This is a genomic window from Streptomyces sp. IBSBF 3136 (genome assembly GCF_036815105.1).
GTDB lineage: Bacteria > Actinomycetota > Actinomycetes > Streptomycetales > Streptomycetaceae > Streptomyces.
Genome location: NZ_JAJSZC010000210.1, coordinates 1 through 13748 on the forward strand (window position 1 = coordinate 1; position 13748 = coordinate 13748).

General features: G+C 74.0%; 13 protein-coding genes and 1 pseudogene. 5 read left to right on the plus strand and 9 right to left on the minus strand.

Annotation, left to right across the window (positions count from 1 at the left end; all coding sequences use genetic code 11):
- The 3 genes and pseudogenes from V7E45_RS31990 to V7E45_RS32000 all read left to right on the plus strand — a co-directional run.
- Positions 1-216 (plus strand): annotated as a pseudogene (locus V7E45_RS31990) (hypothetical protein); the annotation flags it as partial.
- Between the two features lie 163 nt (positions 217-379).
- A complete protein-coding gene (locus V7E45_RS31995; protein ID WP_333777726.1) occupies positions 380-853 on the plus strand; it encodes a hypothetical protein in 474 nt (157 codons plus the stop codon).
- Positions 850-1188, plus strand: coding sequence for a transcriptional regulator (locus V7E45_RS32000; protein WP_333777727.1), 339 nt, complete (start codon positions 850-852; stop codon positions 1186-1188). The genes V7E45_RS31995 and V7E45_RS32000 overlap by 4 nt, the downstream gene beginning before the upstream one ends.
- Here V7E45_RS32000 and V7E45_RS32005 read toward each other — a convergent pair whose 3' ends face one another.
- The 5 genes from V7E45_RS32005 to V7E45_RS32025 form a co-directional block, all read right to left on the minus strand.
- Positions 1189-2136, minus strand: coding sequence for an MIP/aquaporin family protein (locus V7E45_RS32005; protein WP_333777728.1), 948 nt, complete (start codon positions 2134-2136; stop codon positions 1189-1191).
- A 97-nt stretch (positions 2137-2233) separates the two neighbouring features.
- Entirely contained in the window at positions 2234-2899 is a 666-nt protein-coding gene (locus V7E45_RS32010) for an SDR family NAD(P)-dependent oxidoreductase (protein ID WP_333777729.1), read from the minus strand.
- Between the two features lie 67 nt (positions 2900-2966).
- Positions 2967-3680 carry a DUF4328 domain-containing protein gene (locus V7E45_RS32015; protein ID WP_333777730.1) on the minus strand — a complete coding sequence of 238 codons (714 nt, stop codon included), beginning with the start codon at positions 3678-3680 and terminating at the stop codon, positions 2967-2969.
- Positions 3681-3782: 102 nt separating this feature from the next.
- The gene (locus V7E45_RS32020) at positions 3783-6344 is read right to left on the minus strand and encodes a hypothetical protein (protein ID WP_333777731.1); all 2562 of its coding nucleotides are present in this window, start codon (positions 6342-6344) and stop codon (positions 3783-3785) included.
- Positions 6345-6491: 147 nt separating this feature from the next.
- The gene (locus tag V7E45_RS32025) at positions 6492-7178 is read right to left on the minus strand and encodes a DUF6445 family protein (RefSeq protein WP_333777732.1); all 687 of its coding nucleotides are present in this window, start codon (positions 7176-7178) and stop codon (positions 6492-6494) included.
- Positions 7179-7426: 248 nt separating this feature from the next.
- Between V7E45_RS32025 and V7E45_RS32030 the strand changes: the two genes are divergently transcribed.
- Complete coding sequence (locus tag V7E45_RS32030) at positions 7427-8179, plus strand: DUF4142 domain-containing protein (RefSeq protein WP_333777733.1); 753 nt, start codon at positions 7427-7429, stop codon at positions 8177-8179.
- A 12-nt stretch (positions 8180-8191) separates the two neighbouring features.
- On the opposite strand, the gene V7E45_RS32035 is transcribed toward V7E45_RS32030, so the two are convergent.
- Both V7E45_RS32035 and V7E45_RS32040 read right to left on the minus strand, forming a co-directional pair.
- Positions 8192-9838 (minus strand): glycoside hydrolase family 13 protein, encoded by a 1647-nt coding sequence (locus tag V7E45_RS32035; RefSeq protein ID WP_333777734.1) that lies wholly within the window; start codon positions 9836-9838, stop codon positions 8192-8194.
- A gap of 113 nt (positions 9839-9951) precedes the next feature.
- A complete protein-coding gene (locus V7E45_RS32040) occupies positions 9952-10917 on the minus strand; it encodes a nucleoside hydrolase (RefSeq protein ID WP_333777735.1) in 966 nt (321 codons plus the stop codon).
- 211 nt (positions 10918-11128) lie between these two features.
- On the opposite strand from V7E45_RS32040, the gene V7E45_RS32045 reads away from it, so the two are divergent.
- Complete coding sequence (locus V7E45_RS32045) at positions 11129-11911, plus strand: hypothetical protein (protein ID WP_333777736.1); 783 nt, start codon at positions 11129-11131, stop codon at positions 11909-11911.
- Between the two features lie 90 nt (positions 11912-12001).
- On the opposite strand, the gene V7E45_RS32050 is transcribed toward V7E45_RS32045, so the two are convergent.
- Positions 12002-13345 carry a helix-turn-helix domain-containing protein gene (locus tag V7E45_RS32050; protein WP_333777737.1) on the minus strand — a complete coding sequence of 448 codons (1344 nt, stop codon included), beginning with the start codon at positions 13343-13345 and terminating at the stop codon, positions 12002-12004.
- A gap of 135 nt (positions 13346-13480) precedes the next feature.
- The coding region (locus V7E45_RS32055; RefSeq protein ID WP_333777738.1) for a hypothetical protein at positions 13481-13748 on the minus strand (268 nt) is incomplete at its 5' end.

The window sequence follows — 13748 nt, forward strand, 5'->3', positions numbered from 1 at the left end:
GCCCGGCGGCTGGCCCTTCTCGTCTGCGCGGTGCTGCTGGCCCTGCTGATCGCCGACCTGTCCGGGATGAGCAAGGCCGAGACGGAGCGCATCTGGCTGCCGTTCGCGATGTGGCTGCTGCCGGCGTGCGCGTACCTCCCCCACCCCCGGGCCTGGCTCACCGCGCAGGCGGTCCTCGCCCTGCTCCTCAACCACCTGCTGCTGACCGGCTGGTGAGGTGTCGTCACTCGTCAAGCCGGCCCTCTGCGCGGAAAGTACTTGCATTTGCGGAAAGTAGTGTCCAGGATGACATCGAAGGGACCAGGGCGGTCGACCACCGCCCCCTTCGCGCACGGGACACACGCGCACACGGACGCACAGGACACACGGGGGTAGGGCCATGGACAGCACGGGGGAGCCGATGGACGCGACGGACGCGGTACGGGCCAGGGACGCCCTCGCCGCCGCGTGCGCCGCGCGGACCGCGGCCCGCAGGGCGAGCGACGAACGCAACCGGCCGCGCGGCTACACCGTGGCCCAGGGCCTGGCCTTCGCGGCCGGCTTCACCGCCTTCGGGGTCACCGACCGGCGGCCCGAGTGGGCCGGCTGGCTGCTGCCCACCGGGCTGCTGAGCCTGGTCGCCTTCCTCGTCCTGGTCTGGCTCGGCGCCCACCACGGTGGTGTGACCCGCTGGTTCGGCCGGGACTGCCGGCCGGGCCGGCCCGCCTGGCACGCCTGGCTGCTGCCGCTCGTCCCGGTCGTCGTGGGCCTGCTGGCCGCGATCCCGTACGGCGTGACCGGCTGGCTCGTCGGTTTCGGCCTCGCCGGCGGTGCCGACCACCTGCTGCGCGCCGCCCGGACGGGTACGGCATGACGGCCGGCCCGGACGGTACGCCTCCCGCCCTCGACCGGGAGCTCCACCACCCCACCCGGCTGGCTCTGGCCGCCTATCTCTCCGGCTGCTCGGAGGCCGAGTTCGCGGTCCTGCGGGACTACTGCCAGGTCTCCGACTCCACGCTGAGCAAGACCCTCTCCGCACTGGAGCGGACCGGCCACGTCAGCATCCGCAAGGGCTACTTCGGCAAGCGCCCGCGCACCTGGGCCGCCCTCACCCTCGCCGGCCGCCGCGCGCTCGCGAGCCACCTGGCGGCCCTGGAGGGGATCGCCTCGGCGGCCCGCAGAGCGGCGGCCGCGGCCGAGCCGGAGTAGTCACTCGTCGTCGGTCTCCAACACCGGGCGGGCCCGGCCCGGCTCGGGCAGCTCGGCCATCTCGGCGCGCACCACCAGCACGTCGCCGATGAACAGGTCGTAGATCAGGATGCCGACCACGGCGCCGACCAGCGGCCCCACGATCGGGATCCACCAGTAGCCGCTGAACGAGCCGGCCACCGTGCCCGGGAAGGCCAGACTGTCCCAGCCCAGCGCCCAGGTGAACAGCCGCGGCCCGAAGTCGCGGGCCGGGTTGATGGCGTAGCCCGCGTTCGCGCCGAACGACATGCCGATCGCGGCGACGACGAACCCGACGATCAGCGGTGCGAGGTTGGCTTTCACGGCCTGGTTGCGCAGGTCGAGGACGGCGGCGATCAGCATCAGCAGGAAGGCCGTGCCGACGATCTGGTCGATCAGCGGCCCCCAGATCCCGCCGTTGAAGTAGGGCGCCGGGAAGGTCGCGAAGATGGAGAACGTGGCGTTGGTGTGCCCGTTCACCTTCGGTCCCGGCACCGCGGCGTCGAAGGCGTTGATCGCCTGGTGGTAGACGAGGTAGACCAGCGACGCCCCGCCGAACGCGCCCGTGATCTGCGCGAACCAGTACGGCAGCACCTTCAGCCAGGGGAACCCGCGGCGCACGGCCATGGCCAGGGTCACCGCCGGGTTGATGTGGGCACCGCTGACGCCTCCGGCCACGTAGACACCGAAGACGACGGCGAAGGCCCAGCCCCAGGTGATGAGCAGCCAGTCACCCGCCGCGAGGAAGATCGTCGTGGGGGTGGCGGCACGGCCCGAACCGGGCAGTGCGGCGACCGCCATCGCGACCACGCCGCAGCCGAAGGAGATGAGGACGAAGGTCCCGAGGAACTCCGCCACGCACTCACCGAGCAGACCGCCCCGGCTTCTGAACCGGGAGGGCTTGATGAGCGAAGGGATTTCGACAGCCATGGAGGCCCCCTTGAAGAGAGCAATGCGGCCAACATCACCATATTGGCCCACAAACGCCCATCACGCAGGGCGACCCGATCTCCACAGGGTGCCGAGGTCAACCGTCCAGGTCGTCGGCGTAGTGCCGGTAGCCGCGCCGGTCCCGGTGCATGCCCCACAGGGTGTCGGCGAGCACGGAGGGGTCCTTGCGGACGTGCCCGGCCGTGATCGCGCCGGGGATGACCAACTGCCCGACGTGGATGCCCTCGGGGGCCAGCCGGTCGTGCAGCAGATGGCCGTACGCGCTCTCCGCCGCGAACGCGATCGACGTCCCCGCCCGCTCCGGGTGCGGTACGGCGGCCGTCCCGCCGTTGACGAGCAGGACGGTGCCGCGCCCCAGCCGCCGCATCCCCGGCAGCACCTGCTGCACCGCGGCGACCGGCCCGTACACCGAGAACTCGATCGGACCGAGCAGGTCCCGGTGCCGGGTCTCCAGCACCGGCCGCATGAAGTCCCGGTGCGGCACCGGGCTGTACTGGAGCACCTCGACGGTGCCGAGCGCGGCGGCGGCGTCCCGCAGGGCCGCGACCAGTTCCTCCGGCCGGCGCACGTCGGCGCTGAACCCCCGGGCGGTGACGCCCTCGCCGGCGAGGCCCGCCACCAGTTCCTCCAGGCGGTGCGGGTCGCGGGCGAGCAGGGCGACGGCGTAGCCCTCCCGCCCGAACCGGCGGGCGACGGCGTACCCGAGACCGGGTCCGGCCCCGACGACGGCGAAGACGCTCATGCGGGAATCCTCGTCCCTCCGGCGCCCGGCCACCACCCCGCCGGGACCCACCGGGACCCGGGCGGGGCTAGTCTTCGCCGCCCGGCCCCACGCGCACCACGGCCGGGGCCGCGCCCCGCCGGATGCGGTCCGTCTGGGCGCCGGTGACGGCCCGCACGACGAACACACCGGCCACGGCGGCCCCGACGACGGCGGTGTCCGAGACCAGCAGCGGCCACACCTCGCCGTAGGCCCGGGCGATGACCTCGTCGGGGGAGTCGTTCTGGATCAGTCCGACCCCGCTGACCATGCCGACCAGCCACAGCGCCCACCACACGTTGACGCAGACGGGCAGTTTCCGTCCCGGTGCGGTGGTGCGGAAGGCGTCGGCGACGATCCCGCGCGGGAACCACAGGTTCACGACCGGCACGATCCAGCCGAGCAGCACCCAGATCCCGGCGTACTTCGGCCGCTGCCCGGTCAGCGCCCGCGCGTTGTCCCGCACCCGCCACAGCCAGGCGAGGAAGAACAGCGCGCACAGGAAGGCGACGACGCCCCCGACCGAGGTCACCCGGTGGTAGGAGTCCTCCAGCGCGGTCAGCGGCCGGTGCACCCCGTCCCCCTGGTCCGGCGGCCCCGAGTCGGGCTCCCCCGCGAGCGACAGCCGCACTTCCCACACCGCCCGCGCCACCCAGGCGAGCCCCGCGAGCGACAGCGCCCCCGCGGCCAGCCGCCCGGACAGCCGGACGGGCCGCAGGGCGAGGCCGGACGGGGCGACTGGCTGACGTATCTCTTCGTTCACCGGGTCATCCTGGCGCACCCGGCGCCCGCGGTCGCCAGGGACACGCCAACGAAGCCGGGTGGGTGCGGGCCGCCCCGCGGGGCGGCCCGCCCGGACGCCCGCTCAGCTCCGGACGGTCAGGTACAGCCAGCCGCCCCAGGTGGACAGGTTGCTGGTGTCCGTCCTGCCGTGGACGTACTGCGAGCGCACCCGGAACCGGTGGCCGACGGCGTTGGTGAGGCTCAGGCGGGTCACCGCGGTGCTGTGCGCGTCGAGGGTGAAGCAGTCCGAGGTGGTGAGCGTGTGCCAGGCGCCGCCGGAGTACTCCTGCGCCTGGAACCGCTGGCACTGGCCGGACTTGTCCGGCGTCACCGTCGCGGTCACCTGCGGCTTGGCCGTGCGGTGGTAGACGCGGTAGGTGGTGGTGCCGTACTTGGTGCTCGTGTAGTAGCCGGCGAGCGTCTGCGCGACCTTCGCGTAGGCGTCGGTGGTGCGGGTGGCCGTGGCGGGGGCGTAGCGGTAGTCGCCCGCGAAGGACGCCGTGAAGACGGTGCGCCGGGTGACCTTGTAGGTCGCCGACAGGTTGCCCTTGCCGTCCACCGTGCCGGTCTTGACCAGGGTCTTTTTGCCGCCCGCCGGCGTGGCCCAGACCGAGACCGTACGGCCGTCGTACGTAGCGCCCAGGTGGGCGGTGACGCCGGCCGTCGCGCCGTACGCGTACGAGGAGGCGTTCGTGGTGACGGTCAGGGCCGTCGTGGCGCGGGAGACCTGGACGACCGCCGAGGCGGTGGCCGCCTGGTGGGTGGCGTCGCCCGGGTAGGCGACCGTGTAGGTGACGGCGCCGCCGACGGTCGGGTTGTCCTCGACGGTGATCGCGCCGTCGGCGCCCACGGGCGCGGCCCACTTCACGGGCGTGGTGGTGTGGGCGGCGTCCGTGCGGGACACGGTCACCTTCTCGCCGGCGCCGTAGGGCCCCTCGCTCAGGGTGCCGCCGAAGCTCAGCGCGGTGGCGCGGCCGGCGCTCGCCGGGGCCTTCAGGGTGAGCGCCGGGGCGTACGGGGAGACCTGGACGCCCGCGTCGGAGGTGGTCGGCTGATGGGTCGCGTCACCGTCGTAGGACAGGTGGTAGGTGAACCTGCCGGTGCTGCCCGGGGCGTCCCGGACGGTGAACTCGGTGGTGGCCGGGTCGACCGGGACCGGCGGGAGCGAGGTCGTCCGCTGCGTGTCCTCGTCGGTCCGGGACACCCGGACGGTGGTGCCCGCGGGCAGGCTGCCCGCGTTGAGCATCGTCATGAGCGAGCCGGTGAGGACCACCGAGCCGGGCTTCGCCGAGCCGACCTCCGGGAAGGGGATCACGGTCTCCAGGCGGGTCACGTGGACCGTCAGCGAGGCCGTCGCCGGGCGGTGCGCCGCGTCACCGGCGTACGTCACCTGGTAGGTGTACGCCCCCTCGTCCTGCCGGGTGTCGGCGACGGTGAACGTGCCGTCCTTGCCGACCGTGGCGTCGGGCAGGGCCGTGCCGTCGCGGGTGACCCGCAGCGCGGCGCCGGACGGCATGGCGCCGTCGGTGGCCAGCGATCCGGTGATCGTGAACTGCTCGGTGGGGACCGCCTGCCGGGGGTGGGTCAGGGAGAGCCGGGTGTCCGTCAGCTTGGCGCCGTCCAGCACGCCGAGGGTGTAGGCGCCGGAGGAGTCCCGGGTGACGGCGTAGAGCGTGGAGCCGTCCGCCCCCCACGCCAGGCCGTCGGGGGCCACGGTGCCGGACGGGAAGGCGCCGTGGTTCTCCGCCAGGTTGCCGGCGCCGGAGTAGACGTAGAAGCCGGCGGCCGCGCCCGAGGTGCTGCCGACGGCGATCGTCCCGTCGGTGTCGACGGCGAGCGCGGCCGGGCCCGAGTTCACACCGCCGGTGTAGTAGACCGCCGGGGAGGCGCTGCCCAGGTCCGCGGTGCGATAGGCGTACAGCGCGGGCTGCTGGGGCGCGGCGATCAGCACCTGGCTGCCGTCGCCGGTGACCTGGAGCCCGGTCGCCGTGCCACCGCGGACCAGCGTGTCGGCCTTGGCCGACGCCGTGCCGTCGGACACGTCGAAGGTGGCCACGTGGCTGAGGTTCTGCGTCGGCTCCTCGGCCGCGAGCACACCCCCGCCCGCGGCGAGCAGGGGCGCGGCCGACCAGTGCGACATCGACGGCTGGGGAGTGGCCGCCGGGTCGGCGGTGGCCGGGTCCACCGAGCCGATGCCGCCCCCGTCGCCGGCCGTGCAGCCGTACCAGACCCGGCCGCCCGCCACGGCGACGGAGACGGGCGCGCTGCCGCTGCCGGTGGACCAGCGGGCGGACTCGTCGAGGGTGGAGGTGTCGATGGCGGCGACCGCGTCGCCGTCCGCCAGGGCCGCGTAGAGCGTCCCGCCGTCGGCGGACAGGGCGAGGCCGGTGGCGCCCTGCTCACCGGTGATCGTGGTGACGGGGGTGCCGGACAGGTCGGTCACCAGGATGCCGGTCGAGCCGGCGCCCTGGCTGAAGAAGAGGTGTCCGTGCGCCGCGTCGACCAGCAGGTGCGCGTAGTGGGACAGCGGCAGGGCCGCCGCGCCGTCGGCCAGGGCGGCGGGGGCGCCGAGGCCGACCGCGGCGGTGGTCAGTGCGGCGACGACCGAGGTCGCCGCCGTGAGCGGGACGCGCTGGAGGCGCATGGTGCTCCCGGGGAAAGGGTGGACGAGCGGGGTGACGCCAACTACAGACCACCGCGAGGCCCCTTGGGGATGTACGCCTTCCCGTCACGACTCGGCAAAGACGTTGGCCGCTACAGCGACTTGTACGGCGAGCCGCCCGGGCGGGGCTCAGGCCATCCAGAAGAAGACGGCCGTCATCCGCTTCTCCGCCAGCTCCACGCCGTGGTAGCCGGTGGCGCTGTGCACGAGGTTGGCGTTGTAGAGCAGGAGGCGGTTGGCGCGGTGCGGGACGCGGACGTCCTCCTCGAAGGCGTCGGGAGACACGAAGCGGGTGCCGAGGGCCTCGACCAGGTTGTTGTGGGGTGCCTGGACGACGTTGCCGCCGAGTCGGCCGCCGGGCAGGGACTGGCGGTAGAAGCTGGTGCCGCAGTCCTTGGGCACGTGCGGGTTCAGATACAGCACGGCCGCGTAGCGGCACAGCGCGCGGGAATCGGTGTGCGGGCGCGGCTCGCTCTCGCCCTCGCCGACCACCTGGACGCAGTTGTGGTTGAGGGTGCCGCCGCCCGGCGCCCGCTGCACCCACAGCTCCCGGGCGCCCGTCGCCTTCTTCACCAGCCGTTCGACCCGGGCGAGTTCACCGGGTTCCAGACCGGGCATGGCCCGCAGCCCCGGCCAGGACTCGGAGGTGTAGGGGTGGCCCTTGACCCAGTCGTCCTTGGCCAGGCACCGCTCCCGCACCGCCTCGGCGTCCGGCAGGACGTCGTCCAGCACCCAGTAGTCACGGCCCCTGGTGGGCTTGCGGTACGGCAGGACGGGCAGGGCCGCGGGCGTCCGGGGAGGTGGCTGCGGGGACATGCGGCGAATCTAGGCCCGCGTGCCGGACGCTTCTCCCGGGGAACGGTCAACCTTTGACCAACGGCCTTCCAAAGGGGTGACCCCGTGAACCGCCCCTTACCGACGCGATCCGAAATCTTTACCCGAAGCATCGACACAAACGGTTCCCGCATCCGTACTGCTGTGCGTCCGAACCGCCTGACGGCGGGATCCATGACCGGGCAGGAGGCACGGTGCGCTTTTCGCGGAATGCGACGGGAACCCTTTTCGTGGGCGGTGCGATGGCCCTCACCCTGGGCGCACTGGCCTACCCGAGCATGCTCGGGGTGAGCACCGTCTCCAGTTCACCGACGCGGGTCATCGCCAACACCCAGTGGGGCCCGCTGACGGAGGCCGACCGGGACTTCGTGGTGAAGGTGCGGGCGGCGGGACTGTGGGAGTACCCGGTGGGGCAGATCGGTCTACAGAAGGGCACGTCCAAGGGGGTGTTGGAGGCCAGCAAGCACCTGATCGACGGGCACGCGGCGCTGGACACCACCTGCCGCAAGATCGCGCCCATGCTGAACATCACGCTGCCCAACATCGCGAGCCCGCAGCAGGAGGGCTTCGTCACCCAGTTGAAGGGGGACAGCGGCAAGCAGTTCGACACCGACTTCGCCAACATCCTGCGGATGACGCACGGTGCGATCTTCAACACGGTGGCGAAGATCCGGTCCACGACCAAGAACTCGCTGGTGCGGGCCCTCGCGGACCAGGCCAACGACACCGTGCTCGACCACATCACGGTCATGGAGAAGACCGGTCTGGTCGACTTCGACCAGACCCTCTTCCAGCAGACCACCCCGCCTAAGCTGCCCGACTCGGCGGTCACGCCGCCGCCCCCGCCCGCCGGCCAGCCGGAGGTGGTGCTCACCCCGCCGCCGAACGCCACGTCGACGCCGGTGAACATCGACGGGCTCGCCGGCGGCAACGGCGCCGGCAACGGGGGCGCGGCTCCCGCCCCCAGCCCGACGGCGCCGTAGGTCGGACACGGCCTAGGCGAGCCAGACCGTGGTGTCGGGCGGGAGGCCTCCCGGCTCCGGGAGCGGGGTGCTGGCGAGCAGCACCTCGCCCGGGGGCAGGGCGACCGGGTGCGCGGAGCAGTTGGTGACGCACCGCCAGGTCTCGGTCCGGGCGAAGTCCAGCACTCCGGCCGGGGCACCCGGCGTCCAGGTCAGCGTCTCGCCCTCCAGCAGCTTGCGGCGCAGCCTGAGCGCGGTGCGGTACAGCTCCAGGGTGGATCCCTCGGTGCCGGCCTGGACCTCGACCGCGTACGCGGCGAACGCCTCGGGCTGCGGCAGCCAGGCGGCACCGGACCCGAAGCCGTACGACGGCCCGGTCGCCGTCCACGGCAGCGGCACCCGGCAGCCGTCGCGGCCCTTGCGGACATGACCCGTCTGCTCCCAGATCGGGTCCTGCAGTACCTCGGTCGGCAGATCGGCGACCTCGGGCAGCCCGAGCTCCTCGCCCTGGTAGAGGTACGACGACCCGGGCAGCGCCAGCATCAGCAGGGTCGCGGCCCGGGCCCGGCGCAGCCCCGCCTCGACGTCGGCCACCGGTGCCCGGCCGCCGGACAGCAGCCAGGCGTTCTCGTCGGTGCCGGCCGGCAGCACCAGGCGGGAGGCGTGGCGCACGACGTCGTGGTTGGAGAGCACCCAGGTGGCGGAGGCACCGGCCGCGCGGGCCGTCTCCAGCGAGCCGGTGATCACCTCACGCAGCTCCTCCGCGTCCCAGCGCGCCTGGAGGTACTCGAAGTTGAACGCCTGCCCGAGCTCGTCCGGACGGGCGTACAGGGCGCGGCGGGTGTCGGGGACCCAGGCTTCGGCGACGGCGGTGCGGGGCGGGCTGTAGGTGTCGAAGATCTTCCGCCAGTCGCGGTAGATCTCGTGCACCTCGTCGCGGTCCCAGTACGGGTGGCTGCCGGGCGGGACCAGGGGCAGGGCGTCCTCGCCGGTGGCGCCGACGGAGCCGACGTCCCGCAGCGGTTCGGTGAGGTCCTTGGCCAGGCCGTGGGCGACGTCGACGCGGAAGCCGTCGACCCCCCGGTCGGACCAGAAACGCAGGGTGGCCCGGAAGTCGGCGCGCACCACGTCGTCGTCCCAGTTGAGGTCGGGCTGTTCGGGGGCGAAGAGGTGCAGGTACCACTCGCCGTCGGGCACACGCCGCCAGGCGCTGCCGCCGAACACGGACTGCCAGTCGGTGGGCGGGAGTTCGCCGTGCGCGCCGCGCCCGGGACGGAAGACGTAGCGGTCGCGGGCGGCGGAGCCGGGGCCGGCCCGCAGGGCCTCCTGGAACCAGGGGTGCTGGTGCGAGGTGTGGTTGGGCACGAGGTCGACGACGACCTTCAGCCCGAGCCGGTGGGCCTCGGCCGCCATCGCGTCGAAGTCGTCCAGGGTGCCGAGGCGCGGGTCGACGCCCCGGTGATCGGCGACGTCGTAGCCGCCGTCGGCCAGCTCGGAGGGGTAGAAGGGGCTGAGCCAGAGGGCGTCGACACCCAGCGTGGCGAGGTGGTTCAGGCGCTCGGTGACGCCCCTGAGGTCACCGAGGCCGTCACCGTCGGCGTCGGCGAAACTGCGTGGATATACCTGGTAGATGACGGCCTGGCGCCACCAGTCGGGGTTCCTGGACGAGAGGTCTGCCATGCGGGCTCCGTTCGGAAGAAGGTCCGTACGGAATCTGTCCACATCGCCCGGAAAGGGAACCTTCGGACGGTGCGGAGGGGATCGCTCTTCGGGGGCCCGGACCCGGAGGCCGGTCAGCGCTCGACCGTCTCCAGGTACAGCTTCACGAAACGGTCCACGTCCACGTCGAGTGCCACGTCGACGAGCGCCTGCTCCCTGGCCCCCTCGTGGATCTCGGACTCGCCGGGACGGGGACGCCGGTCGACCAGCGTCTGACCGCGGGCCGGGCCCGGGGCCAGGGCGACCTCGACCGGCAGCCTGCGGGTGGTGATGCCGGCCGGGTCGGCGACCGCGCAGACCGCTCCCGCGTCACCGAGCCCGCCCGCCTCCTCGACGTCCGGGTCACCGCCCTGGGTCGTGGGCCGGTGGGCGAGCAGTTCGCCGGCCAGCCGCGTGCCGGGCTCGGCGCTCGCGCGCAGCCGGTGCACGTCACCGCCGGGCACGACGACCCGCATGAAGACGTCCAGCCCGTACATCGTGATCGGCACCCCGGCCGTCAGCAGGATCGCCGCCGCCTCCGGGTCGTGCCAGACGTTGAACTCCGCCACCGGCGTGGCGTTCCCGGTCGCGACCGCACCGCCCATGAACACGATCCGCTCGATGTTCCGGGTCACCTCCGGGTGGGTGCGCAGCAGGAGCGCGATGTTGGTGAGCGGGGCCGTCGGGATCAGCGTCACCGGGCGCGGAGCGGCCAGGATCTCCCGGCGCAGGAGGGTGACCGCGTCCACGTCGACGGGACGGCGGGCGGGCGCGGGCAGCCCGAGGTCGCCCATGCCGTCCGCTCCGTGCACGTGCCGGGCCGGGCGGGCCGGCTCGATCAGCGGGCGCTCGGCACCCCGCGCGACCGGGATGTCGGGGCCGCCCGCCCGCTCCAGCACGGTCAGGGTGTTGCGGACCACCCCGTCGACGTCCGTGTTCCCGGCCACACAGGTCACCGCCCTGAGGTCCAGGCCCGGGTGGCGTACGGCGAACAGCAGCGCGAGGGCGTCGTCGACGCCGGTGTCGCAGTCGATGATCACGGGAATGGGCTCACCGGTCACAGCGGACTCCTTCCGTCGGGTCGACCCTAGCCAGGTCCACGACGCGGTGCCCTGTGCCACCGGCGATCGGGGAGGCGGGGGGGCGGGGCCGGGCGGCCGGGCCACGCCCTCCCCCGCCGCTCACCCGGACGGCCCGGACCGCTGGTGGTGCCCTGCGGCCGATGGTGCCGTGAGAGGAGGCACCCCACCGGCCCGCCCAGGAGGCACCCCGATGACCGCAGCGATACGCCCCCGCGCCGTCACCCTCGCCGCACTCGCCGTCGGCCTCCTCCCCCTCACCGGCTGCGCGACGCTCGGCCTGGAGCACCCGCCGACCGCGCACCAGCCCCTGCCCACCGTCGACCCGGCCTCGCCCACGCCGAAGGCGTCGTCCCGGGCGGACGGGTCCACGCTCACCGACGAGCAGGCCCGGGCCGCGCTCATCACGGAGTCGGACCTGGGCGCTCCGTGGGCGGCGACGCGCGGTGCGGCCACCTGGCGGGACGGACTGCTGAAGGCGAACACCTCGGTGGCGGACTGCCAGCGGCTGCTGGACGCCCTCTACGCGGACGAACTCCTCGGCGCTCCCGCCCGCGTCGCGGTCGGGCTCGACGACGCCGACACGGACGCCCAGCTCCGCTACCAGATCGGCGCCCGTCGCCCGGCGGACGTGGACGCCGCGCTGGAGTGGCTGCGGACGATGCCGGTCGAGTGCGCCAGGTTCTCGGCCACCACGGAGAACGGGCTGCAGGAGGACGTCCAGGTGGCCCAGGCCCCGCTGCCGGAGGTCGGGGACGCGCGCGAGGGGCTGCACGTCACCGTCGCCACCACGACGTCCGACGACGAGCCGGTCCTGCTGACGATGGACGTGGCCGCCGTCCGCGTCGGCGACGACGCCTTCGCCTTCACCAACGCCGGCCTGGGCGACGTACCCAACGACGCCACCCAGGCCGCCGTCCAGATGGGCGCGCTGCGCCTGGCCGACGTACGCAGACAGGGCCGCGCCCAGGTGTGAGGGTCTTCCGGTCGCCCGCCCGGGCCCGGCCGGCCCCCGGCGGGACACGCCCCGGGCGGGACGTGCGTGCGGCTCGGACGGGGGCCGTGCTCACAGGGGCGGTTGGGCCGGGGCCGGACCCAGGGTCGTGGTGCCGGGGGCCGTCCGGTGGCCCAGGCCGGTGCGGTAGGCGTCCAGGGCCGCTTCCACCCGGCCCGTGCGGCGCAGCAGGTCGCCGAGGAGGCGGCACAGGTCGGCCAGGTCACCGGCCGCGCCGGCGCGCTCCAGCAGGCTGAGCGCGCGGACGTAGTGCTCCTCGGCGGCCTCGGTGTCGCGGGCGTCCTCGGCGATGATGCCGAGCAGGCGGTGGGCGGCGGCCGCGTGGACGGCGCCGCGCTCGGAGGACAGGTCGCCGAGGACGCCGTTGAGCAGGTCGGCGGCCTCGGCCGACTTGCCGCGCCGGTGCAGGACGTCGGCGAGTTCCACGGCGGCCTGGCTGCGGTAGAGGGCGGCCCGGGTCTCCGACAGCATGTCGAGGGCCAGCCGCAGCTCGGACTCGGCGCGGCCCAGGTCGCCGTCCTGGGCGCAGACGTAGCCGCGCATCCAGTGGCAGTTGGCGAGTTCGGTGCGCAGCCGGAGCCGGCGGTACAGCTCCGCCGCCTTGGCGAGGGACGCGTCCGCCTCGGCGACCCGGCCCTCGGCGAGCAGCGTGCGGGCGACCGAGCGGTGCATCCGGGCGATCAGCGCCGGGTCCTCGGCCTGCGGGGCCAGCGCGAGGGCGAACTCGGCGGCCTGCGCGGCGCGGGCGTGGGCGCCCATGTCCATGTAGGGGCCGATGGCGCTGGCGTAGAGCAGCAGCAGCGCGTCGGGGTCGTGCAGACCGCCGCGGTTGAGCTCGTCGAGGGTGGACTCCAGGAGGTAGACCGCGTACCGGAGTTCACCGGCCAGGTAGTGGGAGACCGCGCGGCCGCGGACCGCCGGCACCCGGGCGGGCAGGGACTCCCCGGCCAGCCGGTCCTCGGCCCGCTCGAAGTGCTCGCGCGCCTGGCCCAACTCGCCCGTCTCCAGGGCGCAGTCGCCGAGGCCCAGCAGGGCCGTGGCCTGTTCGAGGGCGAGTCCGTGGCCCTCCGCCTCGGTGAGCAGCGCGGCGTACTGCGCGGCCGCCTCCTCCGCCTTGCCGTCGGCGAGGGCGCGCTGGGCCTCGGTGAGCCGCAGGCGCAGGCCGGTGGCGAGGTGGGCGGGGCGGCCGACGGCCACTTCCTCGTAGGCGACGCCGAGCCTGTCCGCGATGTGGTGCAGCGCCTCGTCGGAGGCGCGGGCCCGGCCGGCCTCGAGGGTGGAGATGTACGCGGGCGTGTAGGCGGGCTCAGCCAGTTGACGCTGGGTGAGTCCGCGTTCGGTGCGCAACTGCTGCACCCGTCGCCCGATGACCTCCGGGTCGTCCCGTTCCCGCATCGTCGCGCTCCCCCAACTCCCTTGGCACCTCTTGCCGTTCGCGTGCCGCAGCCCCTAGGTTAAACGGCGGATTAAGCATGCTTAACACGTCGCTTGTTGTTGCGAGGTCACCGTGCCCGGACGTACATCCGAACCCTACGGACGGCCCGCCGCACGGTACCGGCGAGGCGTGGCCGCGGCCGTGCTGGCGGTCGCCGCGCTGATCACGGCGGCGAACGCGGGTCCGGCCCGGGCGGCGGACACCCCGTCGGGCCCCACCACCGTCCAACGATCCCAGCCCTGACGCCCCCCGGACAGGGCGCACATCGGTGTCACCGCCGCACCGGCCACCCCGCCCGGCACCCCGCACGCCCGGGCGCACACCACCACCCGCTGCCCGCAGGACGCCCGGGCCGCACACCAC

Bases quoted from the DNA above. Each gene is read 5' to 3' on its own strand.
- V7E45_RS32005 (WP_333777728.1), bottom strand. From the start codon at position 2,136: ATGGCTGTCGAAATCCCTTCGCTCATCAAGCCCTCCCGGTTCAGAAGC.
- V7E45_RS32035 (WP_333777734.1), bottom strand. From the start codon at position 9,838: ATGGCAGACCTCTCGTCCAGGAACCCCGACTGGTGGCGCCAGGCCGTC.
- V7E45_RS32025 (WP_333777732.1), bottom strand. From the start codon at position 7,178: ATGTCCCCGCAGCCACCTCCCCGGACGCCCGCGGCCCTGCCCGTCCTG.
- V7E45_RS32010 (WP_333777729.1), bottom strand. From the start codon at position 2,899: ATGAGCGTCTTCGCCGTCGTCGGGGCCGGACCCGGTCTCGGGTACGCC.
- V7E45_RS32000 (WP_333777727.1), top strand. From the start codon at position 850: ATGACGGCCGGCCCGGACGGTACGCCTCCCGCCCTCGACCGGGAGCTC.
- V7E45_RS32045 (WP_333777736.1), top strand. From the start codon at position 11,129: ATGACCGCAGCGATACGCCCCCGCGCCGTCACCCTCGCCGCACTCGCC.
- V7E45_RS32050 (WP_333777737.1), bottom strand. From the start codon at position 13,345: ATGCGGGAACGGGACGACCCGGAGGTCATCGGGCGACGGGTGCAGCAG.
- V7E45_RS32020 (WP_333777731.1), bottom strand. From the start codon at position 6,344: ATGCGCCTCCAGCGCGTCCCGCTCACGGCGGCGACCTCGGTCGTCGCC.
- V7E45_RS31995 (WP_333777726.1), top strand. From the start codon at position 380: ATGGACAGCACGGGGGAGCCGATGGACGCGACGGACGCGGTACGGGCC.